This window comes from Zymomonas mobilis (assembly GCF_006715975.1).
Taxonomy (GTDB): Bacteria; Pseudomonadota; Alphaproteobacteria; order Sphingomonadales; family Sphingomonadaceae; genus Zymomonas; species Zymomonas mobilis_B.
Genome location: NZ_VFOF01000001.1, coordinates 995,294 through 1,019,689 on the forward strand (window position 1 = coordinate 995,294; position 24,396 = coordinate 1,019,689).

13 protein-coding genes and 2 tRNA genes are annotated in these 24,396 nt (G+C 45.5%); 7 read left to right on the forward strand and 8 right to left on the reverse strand.

All coding sequences use genetic code 11. The annotated features are described in order from the left end of the window. Positions 1 to 58 precede the first annotated feature (58 nt). Positions 59 to 2,779 carry an ATP-dependent DNA helicase gene (locus FBY58_RS04350; protein WP_141919663.1) on the forward strand — a complete coding sequence of 907 codons (2,721 nt, stop codon included), beginning with the start codon at positions 59 to 61 and terminating at the stop codon, positions 2,777 to 2,779. Here the strand turns inward: FBY58_RS04350 and FBY58_RS04355 are convergent, their stop codons facing one another. The 3 genes from FBY58_RS04355 to FBY58_RS04370 all read right to left on the reverse strand — a co-directional run bounded on the left by FBY58_RS04355 (position 2,780) and on the right by FBY58_RS04370 (position 5,680). Next, complete coding sequence (locus FBY58_RS04355) at positions 2,780 to 3,829, reverse strand: serine hydrolase domain-containing protein (RefSeq protein ID WP_141919664.1); 1,050 nt, start codon at positions 3,827 to 3,829, stop codon at positions 2,780 to 2,782. It lies immediately after the preceding gene. Positions 3,830 to 3,890: 61 nt separating this feature from the next. Further along, a complete protein-coding gene (locus FBY58_RS04360; RefSeq protein ID WP_260432094.1) occupies positions 3,891 to 4,745 on the reverse strand; it encodes a nuclease-related domain-containing protein in 855 nt (284 codons plus the stop codon). Positions 4,746 to 5,604: 859 nt separating this feature from the next. After that, positions 5,605 to 5,680: transfer RNA gene (locus FBY58_RS04370), tRNA-Thr, on the reverse strand. 193 nt (positions 5,681 to 5,873) lie between these two features. On the opposite strand from FBY58_RS04370, the gene FBY58_RS04375 reads away from it, so the two are divergent. The 3 genes from FBY58_RS04375 (at position 5,874) to gltX (ending at position 9,957) form a co-directional block, all read left to right on the forward strand. Next, the gene (locus FBY58_RS04375; protein ID WP_141919667.1) at positions 5,874 to 6,692 is read left to right on the forward strand and encodes a hypothetical protein; all 819 of its coding nucleotides are present in this window, start codon (positions 5,874 to 5,876) and stop codon (positions 6,690 to 6,692) included. A gap of 247 nt (positions 6,693 to 6,939) precedes the next feature. Beyond that, positions 6,940 to 8,610: an NAD+ synthase gene (locus FBY58_RS04380; protein ID WP_141920612.1), complete on the forward strand. Its 1,671-nt coding sequence runs from the start codon at positions 6,940 to 6,942 to the stop codon at positions 8,608 to 8,610. Positions 8,611 to 8,622: 12 nt separating this feature from the next. Continuing rightward, positions 8,623 to 9,957: a glutamate--tRNA ligase gene (gltX, locus tag FBY58_RS04385; RefSeq protein WP_141919668.1), complete on the forward strand. Its 1,335-nt coding sequence runs from the start codon at positions 8,623 to 8,625 to the stop codon at positions 9,955 to 9,957. Between the two features lie 289 nt (positions 9,958 to 10,246). On the opposite strand, the gene FBY58_RS04395 is transcribed toward gltX, so the two are convergent. The 3 genes from FBY58_RS04395 to FBY58_RS04405 form a co-directional block, all read right to left on the reverse strand. Further along, positions 10,247 to 12,499, reverse strand: coding sequence for a TonB-dependent receptor domain-containing protein (locus tag FBY58_RS04395; protein ID WP_141920613.1), 2,253 nt, complete (start codon positions 12,497 to 12,499; stop codon positions 10,247 to 10,249). A 190-nt stretch (positions 12,500 to 12,689) separates the two neighbouring features. After that, complete coding sequence (leuA, locus tag FBY58_RS04400; RefSeq protein ID WP_141919670.1) at positions 12,690 to 14,390, reverse strand: 2-isopropylmalate synthase; 1,701 nt, start codon at positions 14,388 to 14,390, stop codon at positions 12,690 to 12,692. Between the two features lie 322 nt (positions 14,391 to 14,712). After that, the gene (locus FBY58_RS04405; RefSeq protein ID WP_141919671.1) at positions 14,713 to 17,814 is read right to left on the reverse strand and encodes a beta-galactosidase; all 3,102 of its coding nucleotides are present in this window, start codon (positions 17,812 to 17,814) and stop codon (positions 14,713 to 14,715) included. Between the two features lie 293 nt (positions 17,815 to 18,107). Between FBY58_RS04405 and FBY58_RS04410 the strand changes: the two genes are divergently transcribed. The 3 genes from FBY58_RS04410 (at position 18,108) to FBY58_RS04420 (ending at position 22,076) form a co-directional block, all read left to right on the forward strand. Beyond that, positions 18,108 to 19,679: a glucan biosynthesis protein D gene (locus FBY58_RS04410; RefSeq protein WP_141919672.1), complete on the forward strand. Its 1,572-nt coding sequence runs from the start codon at positions 18,108 to 18,110 to the stop codon at positions 19,677 to 19,679. Positions 19,680 to 19,877: 198 nt separating this feature from the next. After that, the gene (gene mdoH / locus FBY58_RS04415; protein WP_141919673.1) at positions 19,878 to 21,812 is read left to right on the forward strand and encodes a glucans biosynthesis glucosyltransferase MdoH; all 1,935 of its coding nucleotides are present in this window, start codon (positions 19,878 to 19,880) and stop codon (positions 21,810 to 21,812) included. 187 nt (positions 21,813 to 21,999) lie between these two features. After that, positions 22,000 to 22,076 (forward strand) — tRNA-Arg (locus FBY58_RS04420). A 229-nt stretch (positions 22,077 to 22,305) separates the two neighbouring features. Here the strand turns inward: FBY58_RS04420 and FBY58_RS04425 are convergent. Both FBY58_RS04425 and FBY58_RS09505 read right to left on the reverse strand, forming a co-directional pair. Then, positions 22,306 to 23,472 (reverse strand): lipopolysaccharide biosynthesis protein, encoded by a 1,167-nt coding sequence (locus tag FBY58_RS04425; protein WP_141919674.1) that lies wholly within the window; start codon positions 23,470 to 23,472, stop codon positions 22,306 to 22,308. Positions 23,473 to 23,522: 50 nt separating this feature from the next. Further along, a complete protein-coding gene (locus FBY58_RS09505) occupies positions 23,523 to 24,254 on the reverse strand; it encodes a glycosyltransferase family 1 protein (RefSeq protein ID WP_260432099.1) in 732 nt (243 codons plus the stop codon). Positions 24,255 to 24,396 lie beyond the last annotated feature (142 nt).

Consider the following 24,396-nt stretch of genomic DNA (forward strand, 5'->3'; position numbering starts at 1 on the left):
GAAAGCATTCAGCTATTGTCTGTTCTGGTAAAGTCGCCTTCTAATACGGGAATAATGCGTGACAGATAGTCTTTTTTCCGAAGATCGTATTCCTCCGGCACTGCATGTTACCCATGCCGGTATATGGATGGCTTTTGCCAATGGCAATATCCAGTCTTTGGATCGCTCAACGGCGCTGGATCTTTTGCAAAAAACGCCTCTTATTATCCTGAACACACCGATGGTAGCGAGCCGCTTGAAAGTGGAAGACATCAGCGGTCTTGATATCCTCGAATTATTTGCCTTTGTGCATCCGGCACGTTTTGCAGTTCCAACGCCAGCAGGTTTGGCGCGTTATTTGAATTTGGACTTGCCTTCTGATGATATGTCGGCAGCGCAGGCGTTGCATCAGATTACATTAAAGCTTCTGAATGTGATGGCTGATCCGACTTGGGTAGAGCGAAGCGGTGCATGGGATAGTGCCGCCGCTTTATTTCGACGCCAATGGAGTTGGAGCCCTTTTCTTGAACCTTATTTGAAAAAGCCGTCTCATCCAGAGCCATGGCTTTTTTCTCGCTTGCCGGAATGGGAAGAAATGCCCCCAAGATCACCAATGCGGCCGGTGGCTTTGTCACCAGAAGAAGGCGCAGAAAGTTTAGAAAAAATTCTGGGACAAACAGCCGAGGCAAGACCTGAACAGCGCCGTTATGCCAGCCATGTTAGCCAAATTTTTAATCCAAGAGAGAATGAAGAAGAACCACATTTTCTTCTCGCTCAGGCGGGAACAGGTATTGGCAAAACTTTGGGCTATCTGGCACCGGCTTCGAAATGGGCTGAAAAATCAGACGGGACGGTCTGGATATCGACCTATACCAAGGCATTACAACGCCAATTAGGACGCGAGGCAGAGCGTATATTTCCCGATGCGCAGCAATATCGGAATTTGGTTGCGATCAGAAAGGGGCGTGAAAATTATCTCTGTCTGCTGAATCTAGAAGAGGCGCTGCAAAACAATTTTAAATATCGCACCAACATTCTTGTTCAGTTAATTGCCCGATGGGCGGCCTATAGCCGTGATGGTGATATGATTGGTGGGGATTTGCCCGGATGGTTGATTAGTCTATTTCGTCGCAATGGGGCTTTGTCTCTGACTGATCGGCGGGGCGAATGTATCTATTCGGCTTGTCCGCATTTTCGGCGCTGTTTTATTGAACGGGCTATCCGTGCAACCAAAACGGCTCGCATTGTTATTGCCAACCATGCCTTGGTAATGCTTTTGGCAACAGGCGATAAAAGTGAAGAAAGCAATTTGGGTCGGTTGATCTTTGACGAAGGGCATCATGTTTTTGAATCTGCTGATGCGACTTTTGCTTCTGCTTTGACCGGAAGAGAAGCCTGCGAATTAAGACGATGGTTAACCGGTTCAGGTAATCGGCGGCGGCGAAAAGGTTTGTCCGAGATAACCGGATATGATGAGAATATTGCCTCGGCCGTTGAAGAACTGAAAGAGGCAGCCAGTCTGTTACCTTCGGACAATTGGTTGAAAAATTTGTCGGAAGATAGACCGCTGAATGCGATTGAAAAGTTGTTGCTGGCTATTCGTAATATGGTCAGGGCAAGAGCGAATAAACCAGCGCAAGGTTATAGCCTTGAGAGCGAAATCATTGATGTCGATGAAGCCGTAGCTGAAGCGGGAGGCGAGAGCCAAATCGCTATCCATTCGCTTTTGGATCCAATTAAGCAGATCGGCAAACGGCTTGAAATCTTGCTTATGGAGTCACCGGACTGGCTAAACTCGGCTTTGCGAGGGAAAATAGAAGGTTTGATGAACGGTTTAAAGCGCCGCGAGATGATGCTTTCTAATTGGTTGGTTTTGATTGGGCGGTTAACCGGAAAATCCGAAGTCGATTTTATTGATTGGTTGGCCATCGATCGGATTGATGGGCGGGAATATGATATCGGTATTCATCGCCATTGGATTGATCCGACCTATCCCCTTGCTCAAGAGGTTTTTAAACCATCGCATGGGCTACTGGTTACTTCGGCAACATTAGGTGTCAGCCGACAGACAAGTCCCGATGATGATGCTGAAAATTCGGAAGCTGTCCTTTCATGGGAGGCTGCTGAAAAAAGGAGCGGAGCCAAGCATCTTGGTATTCCGCTTTTGCATTTCGAAGCCAAAAGCCCCTTTGATTACAGCCACGCTGCAGAAGTATTTATTGTTAACGATATTCCGAAAAACAATCTTGCTGCGTTAAGCAATGGCTATGTCCGTTTATTGGAGGCCGCGAAGGGGGGCGCTCTTGGGCTTTTTTCTTCAATCCAACGGTTGAGAAGAGTGTACGCGATGATTGTCGATCATTTGGCTCGGCAGGGGTTGCCGCTTTATGCCCAGCATGTTGACCCGATGGATACCGGCACATTGGTCGATATTTTTCGGGATGATCCCCATGCTTCATTATTGGGAACCGATGCTTTGAGAGACGGAATTGATGTCCCAGGGCAATCTTTGCGGTTGGTTATTATGGAAGGCTTGCCATGGCCGCGTCCAACGGTTGCTCATGCCGCCCGCAGGCGGGCGTGGGGCGGGTGGGCTTATGACGACCAGATTATCCGCGCCAAGCTGGCACAGGGTTTCGGGCGACTTATCCGTAGTCAGGATGATAAGGGCGCTTTTGTGCTATTATCTTCGGCCGTGCCTTCGAGATTGCTGGATGCGTTCCCGAAAGGCGTAAAAATCAATCGGCTTTCGCTTGAAGAAACAACCGCGATGATTGCCGAAAGATGCCAGCTGCAATAATTATCCCGTCTGAATTTTATCCCATTCGTTGATAATGGCATCACCCGTTTGTCGCCGGATATTTTGTATTGGCACATGAGAAAAACGGGTCGGATGGACGCGATTGGTTAATAACGTCCACGCAATTTCGCGTTCAAAATCAATCCATAATCCGGTGCCAGTAAAGCCCGTATGACCAATGGTTTGATCAGAACAGGCCTGCCCACCCGCCCAATTATCAAATTTACATTCCCAGCCAATCGTTCTTTTGGGATTGGAAGAAATGCTGCGAATAGCGTTGAGAGACTCTTTGGAAGCGGCACTTCCATCCATCAGGGATTGTGCGAAATCAAGCACAGCATCCACCGTGCCGAATAAACCGGCATGACCGGCGGCGCCGCCCAATGCCCATGCATTTTCGTCATGCACTTCGCCTTTTAATATGCGATGACGGAAAGCGCAGTTTTCTGTTGCAACGGCCAGATGGGCAGGGGGATGATAAGATAAACCATCTGCTTGGGGTAATTCGGTTAGGGGGCAAGCATAAAGCCGTTCAAGCGCAATCCCCAGTAATATGAAGTTGATATCGGAATAGACCGGCGTTTTGATGGTTTCCCATTTACGCTGTAGAATAAAATGCCGAAGAATATTGGGATCGCTGCCATAGGTATAAATAGGTTCGACCGCAGGCAGCCGAGTATTATGGGTCAGGCAATCCCGAAAAGTGAGCGTCCGCTCATAGGCCGTGCTGACCTCATATTGCCTTAAGTCAGGAATGGCATGGGTCAAAGGTTGATCAAGATCGATAACCCTTTTTTCGACCAGTTTTAAAATAGCGGGTGTAGTCGCCAAAACTTTGGTTAAAGAGGCCAGATCAAACCAATGTTGACGGGTCAGCTTTTCTTTTTTCGGTATGATTTGGGCAAATCCGTCAAGATGACATGCCCGTTTGCCATCGCGGGTAACGATGCCCAAAACCGCGCCTGATATTTTTCTTTCTGAAACAACGGTGCCGACAGGCTGAAAGGCCTCTTTCACAAGACTTTCTAGATTTATCGGAAATGAGGTCATTTCGCCTGCCTTCTATCTGCGTTTGATATCACTCAATTTAATCAGATAATTAAGTTAATGATTATCGTTTCAAAAGGGCTTTATAAAAAGGTTCTTTTTGTGGATTTTTCGCGATTTCTTCCAAGGCCGCTTGAATACGATTGAGCACCTCGGATGATTTAATCATGACTCTGAGATTTTTCAGGCGGCGGCAATTCTTAGGATTAAGAACCAGAACCTCGACCTCCATATCCGAAATGCTGGATTCAATGCGCCAGCCGGGTAAAGAAACAACCGGCCTTACCGGAACGAAACGTCCCAGCTTGCCTTTTAGATATTTTGAAAGTTCGGTGCTGACGGCTTTGGCTTGTTGCAACGGTAGTTCTTCTTGCCGTCGGCCGCTGAAAATAATGCTGTGGCCGTCATATTCCGCCAAAGCACTTTGGCTGCCTTTCATATCGGCATATTTTGAACGATATTTTGTTTCGATTGCGAATATACCTGTCGGCCCAACGAGCACATGATCGATATTTCCACGAGGAAAAGATAAATCATGAAATATTAGCCAGCCTTCTCTAACTAAGGGCGTGAAATATTGTGCGCTAGCCACTTCGCCGACCAATCCGGCGGTTAAACGTTTCCGCTTGGCCATTATTTTTTTTGTCGCGAAAACGGAGGCTGTCATTGAGGCCAGACAGATAACCCCCAATAACAGGTCAATAAAGTGAAACTGTATTTGCGCTGGATTGATCCATTGTCCCATTAAGATAACAACAACGATAGAGGGAATGATTGCTGAAATTGAGCAAATCGCCATCAGTTTGTTATTTTCAAAATGAAGATTTTTTTGGAGCGTTTCTCCCGGTAGCGCCAAAAGGGGTTCTGAAACGGGATTACGGCGTTTGAGTTGATAGTCTTTAAAAGCACAAAAGCCCATTGTAGCGATCGGGATTATGAGACAAAAAATGATAAAAAAGACAGCGGATACGCTACTAAACAAGAGAACCTCGGATAATCAGAACAGAATATAAAGAATAACCAAGGTCATAGATCAATTTTTAACAATATCTACTTAAAATCGTGTTTCTAAAACACAGAATTTTCAAATGCGATTGAGGAGTTGTTATTTTATTAAGTGAATTTAATATTTTTTATAATTAATTATTAGTAAAAATTTGATGTTCGTCAGGTAGGGTGACAATAAACGGTCATAACAATCAAGGACATGATGTATCCGTTGTTACTATATATGCCGTTTTCTTTAAAAAAATCGACGATTTCATCGGGGCTGTAGCCTTTTTTATGGAGCGTTTGGATAGATGAAACCATTTCATTCAGAATATCTTTTTTTGTAATTAATTTTTCTTTTTGAGGTAAACTATCTACCTTATCCCTTAATTCGTTTATTATACTATGATTGAAGTTATGCACGACCGTTATCCCCAATACATATAATGGGAACGATCTAACACTTTTTCTAAAGAAAGAGAATGAAAGAGATAATGACCGATAGGGGCATTTAAAAGATAACAATGGTCAATATTAGAATCAACTTGTTGATTTAATTGTTTAAAGATGCTTTTTATTTATCGGAGTAGATTGTGATTACAATCTATCATCAAGGCTTATTCATAAGTTGATTTTCATATTCGACAAATTTTGTCGACAGCCGAATCTGTATGGCGCAGAATAGAATAGCCAAGCGAATTATCGTTTAAAAATTGGAAGGGAGGGTGGCGATCTTGATTTTTCAAAATCACAATAGCCGATAAGGTAGAAGATTAAGCATAAAACTATGGTGCCGCTTGCAGGACTCGAACCTGCGGCCCTCGCATTACGAATGCGATGCTCTACCAGCTGAGCTAAAGCGGCGCAACAGAGTTGTGGCTCTTAGCAACCCTTGAGGATAAGCTCAAGAGTAATTTTGCAATTAGAGAGAAATAATTTTCTGTTAGCTATATTTTAAGCTTATTGGCTTTACGCTTCCGCCTTGAAAGTGGATAAAGCGTATCCGCAAATACTTGACGTAATTACCGAAAATTCACGAAGGCAAAGACCCAAAAATATGACGGAAAGTCAGAAAAAAGAGATGGAGGCTCCGGTTTTCCAGAGAAGCGGAGGCGAAGGTGTCATGAAGGCGATTGGTTCTGATGATCGCCGGATGCATGTACGAGCCTATAATTTTTGGCTGTCAGTGTTGAACGGGCATAAGATTCCTTTGGTGAGCGATTTTGATCCGTCCGCCATCGTTGATTTCGGTCGGCACAGCTTTTTACTGGATTTTCGCGAAAATCCCCATAATCCTAAAATTGCGTTTTTGGGATATGCCCTGCGCGAGCTGGATAAGCTGACCTATCATGTCAATCATATCTCGGATGCCCATGAAGGCAGCCTGATTGCCCATATGGCGACCGCTTCGCATTTTTCTGAAGTGATTGAGCAGAAGGGCCCCATCGGCTTTGAGGCCGATTTTAAAAATCATTCAGGCCAAGCCTTGGTTTATCGCGGTATCTTTATGCCATTTTCATCCGATGGCGAACATATCGATCATCTTTATGGTGTGGTGAACTGGAAGATTCTGTCTGAAGCTGATTCAGCGTCAACCTCTCCGCTGCTGCAAGCGATTTCTACCGAATTACCGGCCGTCGATATCGGTGACCCTGACGACAGCAAAACCGTTCGTCCGGTTCTCCCGATGATAAAGGCTGGCGATAGCTTGGCAGCTTTGAAAAAAGCACCGGCGCAAGCCATCGTTGATTTAGGGCCCATCACAAAAGACTTCGTCTTGTTGTTAGGCCGTCGTGAAAAAGACGATCAGCTTAGTATTGTCGCAATGGTCGAAAAAGATAACGAAGGGCTAAATCAGCTTTTAAAAAATTTATAAAGGCAAGTCATCAAGAGATAAAACCGAATTGGAAGCTTTACCTTTATTATAAGGTGGAGGAGCGGTTTTGATGAACGAAAATTTGGAAGGGATATCTCTTTTCATTTGTTACCCTTTGGGGCAAAGGGAACAAACGTAAAAATTTTCGTTTTGTCTTGTACAGGCTGTTCTAAAATCTGCCTGAATTTTAAGGAGGAAAGCACCGAAAGCTGCTTTCATGATAGATAGAGCTTTCGGTCTGAAGAGCATGACTGACCGATTGACAATAATGTTAGCCCAAATTCCACAAACTGTTGGTAATTGCCGCAGTAATGCGGATGCTATACTGAAAATCAGAAAAGAAGCAGGGGGTGTTGACCTTATCCTGTTTCCAGAATTGCAATTGATCGGTTATCCTCCGGAAGATTTGGTTTTAAAGCCTTCTTTGTTGGCCGCAGCCAAAGAAGAGTTGCTGCGTTTAGCACAGGCAACCGCCGATGGGGGTTCCGCTTTGCTGGTGGGTACCGCATGGCAGGATGAAGGCCGCATTTTTAATGCGGTTGCCCTTTTGGATCAGGGCAAGATTGCCGCAATCCGCTATAAACATGACCTGCCCAATTACGGCACCTTTGACGAAAAACGGATTTTTTCAGCAGGGCCACTGCCTGAACCTGTGCTGTTTAAGGGCGTGTCTCTCGGTATCCCTATTTGTGAAGATATTTGGACAGAAAAACTTTGCGCCCATTTGAAAAAAAGAGGCGCAGAGATACTGCTTGTCCCGAATGGTAGCCCCTTTGAAAGTGGGAAATATGCTATTCGCCGCGATATTGTTACCAAGCGCGTTAAGGAAACGGGATTACCCTGTCTCTATCTGAATAGAGTCGGCGGACAAGACGAGATCGTTTTTGACGGCGGTTCATTTGTTATGAATCGTGACGGCGAAATTGCTGTTTCTCTACCCCAATGGCAATCTGATCATTCTGTGACGCATTGGCATAACGCAGCGGGTGAGTGGTCTTGTGAGACTGGCGCGCAGGTTGAAATTCCGACGGGTGAAGACGGAAAATTCAGCGACATCTATCAGGCAATGATGATGGGGCTTGGCGATTATGTGCGCCAAAATGGCTTCTCTGGCGTCTTGCTTGGCTTGTCGGGCGGCATTGACAGCGCCCTTTCCGCGGCTGTGGCCGTGGATGCTTTGGGCGCGGATAAAGTCTGGTGCGTTATGCTGCCTTCCCGTTACACCAGTCAGGAAAGCCTTGACGATGCGCAGGCTTGTGCCGAGATGTTGGGATGTCGTCTAGATTCCGTTCCGATCAATCCAGCGGTTGAAGCGATTGATCACATGCTTGCCCCACTTTTCGCTGGTAAAAAGCCGGATTTAACCGAAGAAAATATTCAGTCCCGTTTGCGCGGCGTTGTTTTGATGGCGATTTCGAATAAATTTTCTCCGATGGTGTTAACCACGGGAAATAAAAGCGAAATGGCGGTCGGCTATGCCACCCTTTATGGCGACATGAATGGCGGTTATTCCGTTTTAAAAGATCTTTATAAAACAGACGTCTTTAAAATATCCTTGTGGCGGAACAAACATAAACCCGCCAATGCATTGGGACCGGATGGTTATGTCATGCCAGAACGGGTTATTACCAAGCCGCCTTCCGCAGAATTGCGGGAGGACCAAAAAGACAGCGATTCACTGCCGCCTTATGATATATTGGATGCGATTTTGCATGGATTGATCGAAGAGGATTTATCCTGTTCCGATCTAGTCAGCCGAGGCTATGATCCGGCTTTGGTTGCGCAGATTGAAAATCTGTTGCATCGATCCGAATATAAAAGAAAGCAGTCACCTTTGGGTGTCAAACTTGGCAGCCGCAATTTCGGTCGGGATCGCCGTTATCCGCTTTCCCATCAATTTCGTTCTTCTCATTCCTGATCGGGTTTTTTTGTGATTACTACGCGCTTTGCCCCTTCGCCGACGGGCTTTTTACATGTCGGCAATATCCGCACGGCTTTGATAAACTGGCTTTATGCTCGTCATCATAATGGTCGCTTTGTTTTGCGGATTGATGATACCGATAGCGAAAGATCAACCGAAGAATATACCCAAGCTATTCGTGCCGATATGGCTTGGCTTGGGATAAATCCAGATGTTGAATACAGCCAGTCGAAACGTACGGAATTATATGAAATCCGTTTCGAAATGCTGAAGGAATCGGGGCGTCTCTATCCTTGCTATGAAACGCCTCAGGAACTGGATTTAAAACGCCGTATTGCGATTGGTCGGGGATTGCCGCCGATTTATGATCGGGCAGCGCTTAATCTGACCGTGGAAGAACGCGCCGAGTTTGAAGAAAAAGGAATCAAACCCCATTGGCGTTTCCGGTTAGACCACGATCATACGATTACGTGGAATGACCTTATTCGTGGCCCGCAGCGTTTTGATCCGGCATTGCTTTCCGATCCGGTGATCAGACGTGCGGATGGCAGCTGGCTTTATCTGTTGCCTAGTGTCATTGATGATATTGATATGGAAATCACGACGATTGTTCGTGGTGAAGATCATGTCAGCAACACCGCCACCCAAATTCAGATGTTTATGGCATTGGGTGCCGAATTGCCTGATTTTGCTCATATGGCTTTATTGACCGGTGGCGATGCCAAGATCTCCAAGCGATTTGGGGCAGATAGTGCCGCCGATTTTAAAGCCGAGCATATCGAGCCTGTCGCTTTGGAAGCGTTACTTGCCCGCATTGGCACCAGTGATCCGGTAGAGGTTATTAGTGATTTATCCTCTCTCGTTGAGAATTTTGATTTTAGCCATTTCAGCCGTGCACCAGCCCGTTTTGATATGGCAGAATTAAAGCATCTGAACGCCCGCATTCTGCATATTACGCCTTATGAGCAAGTGTCAGATCGCTTACCAGAAGGCATGGATGCCCATAGTTGGGAAGTTATCCGTCCGAATATTGATGCTTTGCCAGAAGCGGCTTTCTGGTGGTCTGTTGTGAAAGAAGATATTGAAACAGAGGCCTTTTCAGAGGGTGACAAGGCTTATCTCGAAGCTGCTCGTCAGATAGCGGGTGAGCTAGATTGGTCATCCAATCCGTGGAAACAATGGATTGAACTTTTGAAAAAGCAAACGGGGCGCAAAGGAAAAGAGTTATTCTTGCCTTTACGGCTAGCTTTGACTGGGCAAAGTCATGGCCCAGATATGGCGGGTTTGTTATCCCTGATTGGTCATGAAGAAGCCATTAAACGTTTGGAAAAAGCTATCAAATAAGGCGATTGATCTGGTCAGATTACTTTAAAAGTTTTTTGATCAGATCAAAAATAGAAAAACTGGTTCGATTATAAACGCGGTTATAAAGCGCTTTTTTCGGATCAGTGAGCCACCCCCAACCCCGAGGCATTCTGAGCCCGAGTTTGTTTTTGATAATACGGGTTGGAGATGTCCTGGCCGCAATACTTTTGCGAAGGCTGGGTTTTCTGATACCAAATTTCATAATTCGATATTTAAATCCTCACAGGATAAGGAACAAGGCCTTATCCTGTGAATGACTTCATAACGGTTAGATATCTTTCGAGAATCCAAAGAAGAATCCGCGTCTAGAACCATAAGAAGGTAAGCCAACACCGACACCTTCTCCCGTTCTTATCTGGTAAACATGATCACCAATATTGGTGATATCAAAGCGCAGATCGATACCCTGTTTTTCCAAACGATACATGATCGTGGTGTTTACCGTTGCATAAGGTGTGACGCTGGCTCCATTCGGAATCGTGTCGCCGTTAGCCAAGGTAAGATCGGTTCTTAACCCTGAGCCATAAAGAGCCGTTGCCCCTAATTGTAGGTTTTTCAAAACACCATCGTGGAAGCGATAGGAAATACCGCCGGATGCCGTCCAGCTCTGGTTATGATCCAGATAGATATAATGCTGAGCGATATAGGCGAGATCATCTTCACCGAAGTTATATTCGCTGGATTTGATCTTTTTCCCTAAAGCTTTCTGATAGGCAAAGTTGCCATACACACGCCAACCGCCATGGGTGTAGCTACTGTTAAAGTCGATACCCCAGATTTTACCTCGACTGTAGTTGAACGGCGTCATTAAAATAGCCTCACCGAACTGACCTTCGTCAATTAGGTTATGCGAACGCCGGTAGTAACCATCGACACCAAAGGTAAAGTCTTTACCAATTTTTTGCTGGATACCGGCATCATAGTAGTTTTGCCGTTCCGCATAAGGCGTGGTGGCCTTGTCTACGCCCGTGGCAGCCCCCGTGGTTCCGGTAAATCGGCTGATCGTCCGATAGCCAACCAATTCGAAGGGCGGCGGTGAGAAATAGCGCGAATAACCGATATGCATAGCGGTCGATTTGGTCGGCTGCCATGTCAAATTAGCGCGTGGGCTGAATTGGTGTTCAGTCCGGTAGCTGGAGTAAAGATCAAAGCGGACGCCATAATTGAACGTCAAATTTTGAGCCAGCTTCCATTCGTCCTGTACATAGGCGCTGTAGGTGAGCTGGGTTTTTCCACTGTTATCGACGATGGATAACGGCACGGTTCCAATCTGATTACCGTCACTATCGGCGGTGAAGACGGAAGAGGTTGAGAAGGTGCTGCCGCGTTCCCGATCAAAGAAGAAACCACCGCGAAGGGTATGATGCTTGCTGACATGCCAAGAGGCATCATATTGCAATCCAAAGGCCACATTCCGGCGGGTAACCCGTTGAGCCATACCGTTAAAGATCAACTCACCGGTGACCGATGGATAATAGTCGAGCGAAGAATAGCGTCCAAAAACAGAGGCCTGCATCGAGAAAGGCCCTGAATCATGCATAAAAGCCAGCTGGGCAAAACCTGTCCGCTCTCTCTGGTTTTCATTTAGATCATTACTGCGGTAATCGGTTTGGCCATTCAGATCGAAACCAGTGGTTCCGTTTTCACCAGGATGAATATTCTTCGGGTTCGGAATTTGGAAGTTTTGCTGCGAATAACCCGCCATCAAGGATATCCGGTTGCTGTCATCCAGAATGTGATCAAGATAGCCGAAGAAATTGCCCTGATTGCTATGATCGTGCAAAGGCGTCGAAGAGCCGTCAATGCTATCAATACCCAAGGCCGTATGGCGATATTCACCCGTTACATAATAATTGGTTGAACCCGTTGAACCACCATATTGAACGCTTGGTATAATCGTTCCATGGCTGCCACCGTAAATAGAGGCCGTGCCACCATTTTTTTGCAGGCCGCTTTTGGTCGTGATGTCAATAATACCAGCGGTTCTTAAGCCATATTGGGCAGGCAAGGCACCGGTAATCAAGTCCATTTTATCAATCATACGGGGTGCCAAGGTCTGACCGAAAACGGAAATGCCTTCTGGCAGAACAATACCGTTAATACGGTATTGAAGATTGTTATGATCTCCACGGATATGGACTTGGCTGAACTGATCTTGGGTCACACCCGGCATTTGCAACAGAATGTTATTCATCTGTTGGTTATAACCACCGGGAATGGCTTCGATCTGTTTTTGATCCATCGAATAAACGGTGGCACCCAGATGTGATTGAATTTGGGCGCGGGCTTCGTTCAATCTTTGTGCCGTAACCAGAATGGTATCTTTACCGGCTGCGGTCGGGGATGCGCTTGATTCCGTATTTTCTGCGCTACTTTCAGATGAGGTCGCATTATCTTCGACGGAGTGCGTATCATCCGCTGCATAAGAGGGTGATATGGTAAGAGTCGATGAAATAGCCAATACGCTGGCAACACTGCATAACTTGAATAATTTAATAGCCGATTTTTCGGAACCGCCCATCATCCCCGTTTCCCCCTGTGAAATAGTTATGTGATAACATAACATTTCTAAGAGAGAAATGTCCATGAATATAAGATGAATAGTGCTAGAAAAGCTTACCAACTGTGGATTTTGAGCGATCTGGTTAGGTAGAATAAAAATGGCTCCTGCCGTAAAGGAGGAGCCATTAAAATAATTTCTATTTTGAAAATTAACCTGCGGTATGCGGTTCAACTTCATAGGCGCGGTTAATGGCGCTTAAAACGGCGCGAACCGAAGCGGTTGCAATATCGTCGTCAACACCGACACCAAAGACAGTGCCACCCTGTGGCAAGCTGCATTCGATATAGGCGGCGGCCTGAGCCGTATTGCCATGGCTGATCGCATGTTCTTGGTAATCGAGGACTTCCAGACGAATATTGGTTATCGCTGACAATGCATCAATGATGCTGGAAATGAGACCATTGCCATGACCCTCGACTTCACGAACAGTATCACCGGCTTTTATTTTGCCGATAATAGCATAGCCATCTTGGCCTTGCTTGACCTGAAAATCGACTAATTGGAAATGGCCGCTATTGTCGAGGTGATAATAGTCAACAAAAGCCTGCCAGATATCAGAAGAATCCAGTTCTTTTGACGAAGAATCGGCCAGTTCTTGAACCTTGCGGCTGAAATCCACCTGCATACGCCGTGGCATTTTCAGGCCTTGATCCTGTTCAATCACCCATGCGACCCCACCTTTTCCGGATTGGGAATTCACACGGATAACGGCCTCATAAGAACGTCCTAAATCGGCGGGATCGATTGGCAGATACGGCACATCCCATATCACATCGGTATCTTCACCAGCCGTCCGTTCGGTGCGTTTCGCGAAACCTTTCCGAATGGCATCCTGATGCGAACCAGAAAAGGCAGTAAAAACCAGATCACCAGCATAAGGATGGCGAGGGGATACCGGTAATTCGGTGCAATATTCGACGGTCTTGATGACCTTATCAATATCGGACAGATCAATATTCGGATTGATGGCCTGCGTATAGAGATTGAGTGCCAGCGTTACCAAGTCAACATTGCCGGTTCTTTCACCGTTGCCGAACAGGCAGCCTTCGACACGGTCAGCCCCTGCTAATAAAGCCATTTCCGCCGCTGCGATGCCCGTGCCACGATCATTATGCGGATGGACGCTGACAATGATCGAATCCCGTCTCGAGATATTGCGGCAGAAGAATTCAACCTGATCAGCATAAATATTCGGCATGGCGGCTTCGACAGTCGCCGGTAAGTTGATCGTCAAAGGCTTTTCAGGGGTTGGCTGCAAAACATCCATAACCGCTTCGCAGACTTCCAGACTGAAATCCAATTCCGCCGTTGAAAAGGTTTCTGGGCTGTATTCAAAACGCCAATCGGTGCCTGGGCGTTTTTCAGCTTCATCGCGCAGCATCGTGACACCGGCAATCGCCAGCTTTTTTACTTCTGGCCGTTCCATATTGAAGACAATACGACGCCATGCAGGCGAAACCGCATTATAGACATGGATGATGGCACGGTGGATACCTTCGAGGCTATCAAAGCTCTTGGTAATCAATTCCTGACGTGCCTGTGTCAGAACCTGTAAGGTGACATCTTCCGGCACGGCATTCTGATCAATCAGGCTACGGACAAAATCGAATTCAGTGGCACCAGCAGACGGAAAACCGACTTCAATTTCTTTCAATCCGATAGAGACCAACAGGTCGAATAAACGGCGTTTTTTCTCGCCATTCATAGGATTGGCCAAGGCCTGATTACCATCCCGTAAATCGGTAGAAAGCCAGATTGGGGCTTTTTTCAAGCTATGGGAAGGCCATTGGCGGTCTGGTAAATCGATCGCAGGAAATGCGCGGTATTTTTTGGCCGGATTGCGTAACATGATTATCCCTAAAACTTCTTCATTCTGTCATCTGGCGTATGTCAGCCAGACAGCAAAACCGTTTTTTACTAATGAAGTAACCCCTTAGACGTTGGCCCTTGCTGTAACAAGAAGGGCAAAGCTATCGACACGCCTAAGGGCGTATAAGTCGTAGATTGCGTGCTATAAGGGGCAGGGAATACATAAAAATATATATAAAAGCGCGATCAAAATAAGTCTATATAGAATCGGGATATTTTTCTTTTATTTGCGGCAAAAAATTTAAGGAGAGTTATTTAAATCTTTTGTGAAATAAAAATTAATACCCGGTTTTGATATATTATTACTGATCTTTCGCTTCTTTGATATCCTTCCAATTGGCGGCATCTATCTTTTCTACCGGCACGCCTCCACGGACATTATGCAGCACGGTAAGGTGTATAGGTTCTATCTGGGTATTGTCTTTATCAAAAGCGGTGCCATCCGATGTAACCGCCAAAGCTAGAATATTATCGCCATTATGATCGATAATACCAGGTGGGATCGAAAAGACATTTTGAGGTCCGATATGCGATATATATTGGCCGATATTCCATCCGTTTACGAAAATGAGCATCCGGTAATGGCTTTTTGAGCGGATTTTATCAGCTTCGCCAATAGCGAGACCCAAGGTGATATCATTTTGTTTCGGAAGGCTCAGTTTTATATGGGTTCGGTACCATGTTGTTCCAGGCGTTGATGATAGATGCGTTATATCCGAGGATGTCCAATTATCGTCCGAATATCCCGGTAAATGCCAACCGGAACGTTCCCCGAACTGGCCGCCGTTATTAAGCGCACCACGATCGGTATCTATCAGATTTTCGCCACCGTCATTGCCTTGGATACGCCAGCTGATCGGTACCGCATAGGCCGCACTGGAGGGTTCAGCTAAAGAGGCCGCGATCAAGCCCGATGGTGCCCGTTGCATATTATTATCGGCATTGTCTTCACGATGACCATTCAGGCGGATCATCACGGAGAAAACGTGATCGCCTGCTTTTTGAGCGGAATCAGGCAGTTTAAAACGAACCGTGTTTCTGGTTGAGGGCTGGGATAGACCGCTTTCGATTTCGTTTTCACCTAAAAACTGGCCGTCCATCCATAATTGCAAAAATCCGCTGCCCCCCGCGCCATAATGGAGAGTCAGGGTCTTGGCTTGAGGGTCGCCAACAAAATGTCCCCGATACCAGATATCGCCGTCATGGAATCCATAAGAATCTGCATTTAGGTTCGGCTGCCCTTCCGGCGGCGGAATAATCGCATTATCGCTGATATCTTCAGCTTTTTGCCAATGGCTGTCATCAAAATTTGGGCGCGCTTCGGGGGTACCTTCGGCCGCTTGCCAGTTCAGATTCATGAGGTTAGGCAAATTGAAGGTTTCAGGTTCTGGTAAAAAATCCTTGGCGATGAAATTTCCATTCAGGAAATTCCGGCTAAAATTCACACGATGATCATTCCATTCGACATTGGTAATCGTTGGCGGTGCCCAGATTTCCAGAAATTCCTGACTGGCAGTATCCCCCCTTAACGATAAGGTAAGATCTGTTGATGAAGCTTGGCGGATCAGGCTGGGCCCCCGCACAAGGACGTCTCCTGCTTCTGTGGACAGGCGGGCGAAGCGAGCAGATTCTTTCTCGTCACCAATGAGAAGGATGAGAGGAACAGGCCCGCCATTTTCGATTTTAATGCGGATAAGCCCTGAATGAATATAATTCAGCCGCAAATCATGGCGATCTGGATCATAGAAATATTGCGCATTGCCTTCGATAACCGTTACGCGGGGTTTGGTTTCATATCGTAAAATGGTTTCACCGGCTTCCCCTTGGCGACCATTGAAAAGTGCAACGTCATGTTCCCCTTGGACAATGGATGTCTGATATTGGGAAGTTGAATAGACCAGACGATTCCGTCCCAAATTGAAGGCCGCAATCAGATATTTGCTGTCGTGGCCGTTTAATTCGAGATTACCTTCTTCTGGAATGCTGTAGGTGCCATCAGGTAAGGCAACCGAAAAGGTGAATTTACTGTCGTGAAGGCTATTCGCCGGTTTATGGGTTATGAAGAAAAGATGGGAAGACGTGTCTGGATTGACATTATGCAAAACCCGAACATGACTGGATGTCGGGACAATGATGGCACCCGGTGCCATTTTAGTAATATCAGAGAACGCCGCGATAAACTGCCCCAAGCGTTTTAGACCATCGGCTTTCGGTCTAAGGTTACGCGCTTCATCAATCGGTGCACCGTAATCAAATGAGGTAATGCGCCCCGATTGTCCTAGCCAGCCCCAATTGATACCACCATAGACCATCCGAAGGGTTTGATTAGTCAAACCATTGATCAGGTTATTTCCTAATATCAAGGATTGGTGGCGTTCATCATTACTGTTTACCAGACAGTTATATTGTCCATTGCTGCCCCAATAATCGGCATTGCCATCCTCTATTGTAATAAGGCTGGTCGCTGGACGTTTTAAGAAGTTGGCAGTGTTATCGAGATTGTAATATCCCAAATCCGGCGGCGAGGTTTCACGCAAAGCTTGGTTTTGAGTATCGCAAAATCGGGTTGTGTTGATCGAAAATCCGTGAAGATCAATCAAGTTGGCCGAATCGTCCCCTGATCGGGCGACTGATAACCAGTCGCCAACAGGACCGCTTTCATTATGAAAAATCGGAAGCGTGATTCCATCATGCCGGGCTTTGGCATATAAATGCGCCATATAGCGTCGTTTGACAGGGCTGGGGTCCCCTAGGCGATCTTCCACCTGATACAAAATGACGTTGCCTTTATCCCCGTCATATTGGTGGCGACTGATAATCGCATTAATATGCGTCAGCCATTCATCCACGGCGGCCAAATAAACAGGGTCATCGCTTCGAGCATCGACTTTCTGGCGCGTTAACCAGCCGGGGAATCCGCCCCGCGACAAATCGGCATCCGCATAAGGGCCGATACGGACAACAACATATAATCCGGCGACTTTGGCCATGCTTAATAGGCGGTCAATATCGCGGATTCCGTTAAAATCATAAACACCCGGGGCAGGGGAGTGATAAGCCCAGTCTAATTGAATCGTTACGGTATTAAATCCGATAGCTTTCATCTTTTCGAAGATATCTTGCCAAAGAGACGGGCTGGGCAGGCGAAAAGGGTCAAATTCCCCGCTCCAGATCAGAAATCTATGACTATCGATCATCGCAGAATAGCGGTCAAAAGTTATTCTGACAGTCTTTTCAGCCGGTAAGCTGACGGTAATATCCCGCCCTTTTACGGGACGGGACAATATTTTATCCGAATTATCGGCGGCAGCAAAAGCGGTTTGACTGAGAACAGGAGGTAACAACAAAGAGAGGATGCTGGCACCTAGCCGGAATTTCTTTGCTATTTTGTCCATCTTGTCCATTTTTGCTCTGCTACCCAGTTTTGTAAGTTTAATTTCATTAAACGAGTTTGTTTTTATAAAAAATATTAAAAATTTGTCATCAGTCGCTTTTACAATGCCGATTATCTTATTTCGGATATCTTCCTCATGATTACAGCTCTATGGTGACCAGATAGAAAATTATAACCCTGACAAATCAAAGATACAGCCTGATTTTTAGAAGATAACCGGAAAACAAAAATAGAATACCATATTCAAAATCTTTTTACCCTGCATTACAGCATAGAAACTGCTTAATTATTCGGAGAGAATGTATGAATGCCTCTTGTAACCGTCGTCAGATGCTTTTTGCTTTGGGGGTCGCTACCGTTGTAGGTGCCGGTTTGAAGGGGAATTCTCTATTTGCGGCAGCCTCGCCTGATAGCAATCTTACCCTTGGAAAAGCGCAGAATTTTTCTTGGAAGGGATTACAGGCTTATGCTTTAGAGCTCTCGCGACAGCCTTATAGCCAGCCAAAGCCAGCAGCTGAAGTGATGGCGATTGACTATAATGCGATGGGTCAAATTAGCTGGCGTGATGATAAAACCTTGTGGGCGAATGATCCCGAGAGAGCGACCCGCTTTTTCCCTGTTAATCGGGCGGCCCCTGTGCCTTTGAAAATTTATGTGGTTGAGAACGGTCAATCACGTGAAATGCTGTTTTCTGATGGTTTATTTAATGCGCCGGCAGATAGCCCACTACATAAGCTAACCAAAGATCAGATGGGTTTTGGCGGATTCCGCTTCATGAATTCCGATAGGCTGCATGACTGGCTAGCCTTTATGGGTGCTTCCTACTTCAGGGCAGCCGGCGATCAGGATCAATATGGTTTATCCGCCCGTGGTTTAGCGATTGATACTGGCCTTTCCCATGCAGAGGAATTTCCTGTCTTTACTCGCTTCTGGCTCGAAAAGGCACCGAATAACGGCATAATTATTTATGCTTTGCTGGAAGGTCCTAGCGTCGCGGGTGTATATCGGATGAATACCTACCATAAAAATGGTCATGTGGTTCAGGATATCGATTGCACCGTTAAATTGCGTAAAAATGTAGAACGCCTTGGATTCGGCGTGATGACCAGCATGTTCTGGTATGGCGAAAACAATCATCGCAGCGGTAAGGATTGGCGGCCAGAAGTCCACGATTCTGATGGATTGGCCTTGTGGACGGGTAAAGGTGAAAGATTATGGCGGCCATTAGAAAATCATGAGGTAACGCGGGTCAGCAGTTTTTCCGATGAAAACCCGAAAGGATGGGGCTTAATTCAGCGCGATCGTAAATTTGATCATTATCAGGATGATAATTTTTTCTACGAAAAACGCCCCAACTTATGGCTAGAAACGCGTAATAATTGGGGGGCAGGTGCTGTTAACCTCCTCGAAATGGCAACCAAAGGTGAAACCGACGATAATATCGGCGCTATGTGGGTACCGGCAGGCCCCGCGAAAGCTGGTAACCGTTATGACCTCTCTTATCGTTTAACTTGGTTGAATAGCGAACCTTTGCCGAAACCGTCTTCTTATGTCATCGAAACACGGACAGGTATGGCTAGCGATGATCCAGTTGGTCAGGATGAGCGTTGGTCTAAACCAGGATTAGAGAAAATCGTCATTGATTTCGAAGGTTCGGCTTTAGAAAATCTGGCGCGTGAAGGTGTTGAATTTGCTGTCACCGCCAATCAGGGGCAGATTGTTTACAGCTCGGCGGCTCCGATTGCTGGATTCTCTAACCGTTGGAGAGCGACTGTCGAAGTGAAAGCTGTACCTAATCAGGTGATGGAACTGCGCGGATACCTGAAAAAAGGCAATAACGCCATCAGTGAAACATGGCTTTATGCGATAGGCTAGAAGGAAAATAGATCACATGATCGCCCTTTTCGCTATATTGTAATATTCTATTTATATAGAAGCACATCATTCGTTATTTTATCAGATTGTCCAGATAAGATTTAATCCCGTTTTTATACCGGAAAATGATAATATTTCCTCTGCTCTTGATAGGGAGCAGGGGAAACTTATTCCGCGAGTTTCGGAAAAGGCGCAGAAATGAAAAATCCTGAACAGGCGCAAGTAAATAACACTTCTTATGAATCCGATCCGTTTGCCTGCTTACCGCCTTTGACGCCTATCGAAATGCCGATCCAGTCTTGGAGTAAAGTCGATAAGGTAAGCTCGAAAATACGAACATCGCCTTCGGGGATTGGTAATCGGCGCGGTCTGTTATTTGGGGCAACGCTAATCATATCGATTGCGGCGGCGGCCGATGTTCTAATCGCGGAATCCATACAGGGTATAAGTCTGAGCGAATTTTTGATCTTTATTCTGTTCACCCCGCTCTTTGCGTGGGTGCTTTTCGGTTTTCTGGGAGCACTGATTGGTTTTACGCAATTATTGTCAGGAAAAGCGTCTTCTGATTATCAGATGCCCCCAGCCTCCGTCGCTCCACGGGGTAAAACCGCGATATTGATGCCGATCTATAATGAAGACGTCGATATGGTTTATCTTCGTTTGAAAGTGATGGCACAATCTCTTGTTGAAACGGGTTACGATCAAAATTTTGAATTCTTTATTTTAAGCGATTCAAAGCCAGACAATGGTCAGACTGAGTTTTTTGCCTATCAGAAGTTAAAAGAACAAATAAAAATTCCGGTATGGTATCGTCGCCGTGCAAAAAACATTGCCCGAAAACCAGGTAATATTGCGGATTGGATCCATAATTTCGGCAGTGGTTATGACTATATGCTGGTATTGGATGCCGATAGTCTGATGTCCGGCGAAACCATTGCTAGAATGGCGGCTAGTATGGATCGGGATAAGGGAGTTGCTCTCTTGCAGACCGTTCCTATGCCTGTGAACGGCCAGACATTTTTTGCTAGATGGCAGCAATTTTCCGCTCGGTTATATGGCCCTCTCGCAAGTGCGGGCTTGGTTTGGTGGTCGGGTTCAGAATCAAGCTTTTGGGGGCATAACGCGATTATCCGCGTGAAGGCTTTTGCAGAAAGCTGCGGCCTCCCTAAGCTTTCTGGTAAAGAGCCTTTCGGCGGCAATATTATGAGTCATGACGTATTGGAAGCCACCCTGCTGCGGCGGAATGGATGGGCGGTTCATACAATTATGGCCGAAGGTAGCTATGAAGAATATCCGCCGACATTGGTGGATAGTGCCATAAGAGACCGGCGTTGGTGCCAAGGAAATTTACAGCATTTTCGCCTTTTGGACATCAAAGGATTGCATTGGATTAACCGTTTGCAATTATTGATTGGGATTACCTCTTATACGACGTCTACTTTGTGGCTGTTTTTGTTGTTAGCGACCCTGATGCATCATTTTGGCGGTATGGGTTCTAATTTGAGCCTACCTCCTTCTGCATGGCTTTTGGTTTTGACCATCATATGCCTGTTCGGTGCCAAAATTTTTGCTGTCATTTGGGCGCTAATGGATAAAAGACGTGCCAAGTCGCTAGGTGGGCTAAGCGGTATATTGGCCAGTGTTGTGATTGAAATTCCTTTATCGGCCTTTATCGCGCCTATCTTGATGGTAACCCAGACGCTCACCTTTATTGATATTTTACGTGGTCGGCCGAGTGGGTGGAATACTCAACGGCGGGATGTGGACGGCATTAGTTTTACAGAGGCCTTCCATTATTACCGCCCCCATATGATTGTCGGGCTTGTCTTTACCCTATTGGCTTTTGTTGGTGGGGGATCTCTGACATGGTTATTGATGGTTGCATTAGGCTTGGTCTTGGCACCTGTCACCGCTTATGCGACTTCTTATTCTTCCATGGGAAAAGCATTGGCTTCAATCGGTATCTTTGTAACGCCTGAAGAACATCGGCAGGATGGAACGCTCGAATCTCGGAAAGAAAGCGGGATTGTGCATGCCGCCCAAAAAGCAGCTGCTAACATGCCGCCACAGGCTTATTCTGGTGCTGGAAAGAATAACAAAGCTGGCCATTTTGTTGCAGAAAATTTAGCGTAACAGCTAGTTTAGATTCCGATGTCATCGAATAGAATGGCTGTAAAAGAAGGATTGGCAAAGGGCAGGGCATTTACCTGCCCTTTGTTTTTTCAGTATAAATTACGGTATAATCAAAAAAATATCACGAAAAAGACGATTGGGGCTAGTCGTCACAGGCTGGCTTTGCTAAAGGCTTCTTCGCTGCCTAGCACCCGTAGCTCAGCTGGATAGAGCGCTGCCCTCCGAAGGCAGAGGCCACAGGTTCGAATCCTGTCGGGTGCACCAATCCTTTAATGCAGTATTTTCACAATAAAATAAGTGTAGATCGCCTAGCTTCTTAGTTAAGAAGCGATAAGGCATGGGACATTTTTGCCCTGATTTATTTCCACAAGAAATTATTAACGCATTTGGAACCGCAATAATGTTTTTCAAGTCCGAGGTGTCTTTGTGGGCTATTTCTCAAGTTTTCGCTATCAGGCTGATTTGTGTAAAACCAGCCTGATAAAATACGATATTAAGCTGCATGTTCCCTGGTGCCAGCAATAATGAGCCAGCCAATAGCGTAGATCAGCATAAGTACTAATGCGGTTCCTGCAATCGTCACAATAGGTTTCGGATAGGTCGATTTAACAGGCATATTAGGCTCAACAACACGAATGATGAATAATTTTTGTCGCATCGCCGTTTCACTAGCTTTGACCAGAGAGGCCGCGGCTGATTCATAGCGTTTTGCAGCAAACTCTTGTCTTATTCTTAATTCTTCATAAGAGCCAAGTCCTGTTACCATAGAGGCATGCCCCGAGGTCATCAAATTACGCTGCTTATTAACAACGGCTTCTAAAGAGACAACCTGACGCTTTAAAGCAATATACTGAGGACTTTCGGGCGAGATAGTCTCTTTCATAGAATCAAATTGTGCCCGTGCCTGTTCTAACTGGGCCGTAAGCTGAGAAACCAGCTTGATCTGTGTTTCTCCTGTAATACGAGGATCTAAATCCTGATCACCTCGCCTAAAATGTGTAATGGCTAGCTGAATCTCAGCTATTTTGTCTTCAGCTTGCTCTAATTGAGTTTTCGCTATCCCAACAGCACTATCATAACGACGCTTATTCATGTCATTAACACGTTTTTCACCTAGCTTTAGGAGCGTTTCTGCTAAAAGATACGCATCTTTAGGTCGGAAAGCTCTGACATTGATATTTGTAATACCAGTTTCGGTTTCATACTTTACCTTAACGTGCTTCAAATAGTATTTTAAAAGCATTTCTGGGGTTGGAGCAGGGAACCATAAACGGCTAAAAATATCAGCTTCAGGTCTTCTAAACATAGCGACTAAATTCAACTGTGATTGCAGTTTTGCAACCACATCATGTGACTGCAAATAATCGTTGACGCTTACGCCTTCTGTCTGGCTGCCTCCAGAACTCCCCAAAGCGCCCATCATTTGGGTAAGACCTGTTGCTGGCATTGCATTTTGTCCGTCAGAACGAACAACAAAATGCGCTTCGGATTCATATTGGTCTGAAGCCATAAACGCAAAATAAAAAGAAAGAAACAAAAGAGGAAAAATAACAATTATTATAAAATTTCTACGTTTTTGCCATGATATTTTTAAAAATTCTATCAAAGCAGAATAGTGTTTTTCAAAATGGTTGTGAAATTCTTCGTCCGTCGTTTCCACATTTTTTTCCAAGTTTAGTTAAAGCCAAAGACACAATGTTGATTTATCTATTAAAGCATGTCTGCTAATTTGGTGACGGCTGTAATATGTGCTTTCCAAGTTGGCAACTGCCATTTCTCCATAGCTTTCTTTTGGGCTCTAATCCGTTCTGAATTTTCTTGACTATATTCGATAATTGCATTTTGCCAGCCTAATCCGTCAATTGGATCAATATATTGAGCTACTGCACCACCGACTTCCCGATGTGCGGCTATGTCGCTACAAATAACAGGCACGCCTAAACTTATAGCCTCGGCAACTGGCAGGCCATATCCTTCTACAAAAGAGGGCATTAATAACGCTCTAGCTTGCTTTAACCAAAGCTGCATTTGCGTATCACCAAGATCGCTAAATTCATAAACGCGCTTTTTAATAGCAGGACAGCGTTCAAGCATATCCAAGATATTTTCGTTTTCCCATCCTCTGCGGCCAATTAAGACAAGATAGGGCGCGTCTTCTCCATAAAAATTAACCAGATTCCGCCATATATTTAAAAGCAGTAAATGATTTTTTCGTGGCTCTATGGTGCTTATATAAATAAAAACAGGCTTATTATCTTCTATGCCAAGAACATCAAACAAAGAAGGGATAGAATGATGTGCTTTTTCAGATTTATGGTTAATATCTATGCCTAGATGAGCTGTAATTATAGGTGTTTTTCGACCCGATTTTTCTAAAAAAGATTGAAAACTTTTCTTCGTATCATGTGAGTTTGCAATGATTCCATCCGCAAGATCTGCCACAGTATTCATCCGATTTATATGCAAATTAGCACCGTTAGGGCGGGCATATTCAGGATAAGTAATCGGAATAAGATCATGTAAAAGACAAATAAATTTGGCATTTTCTTTTTTAGAATAGAAGCCATCAATTTTTTATTGGTTA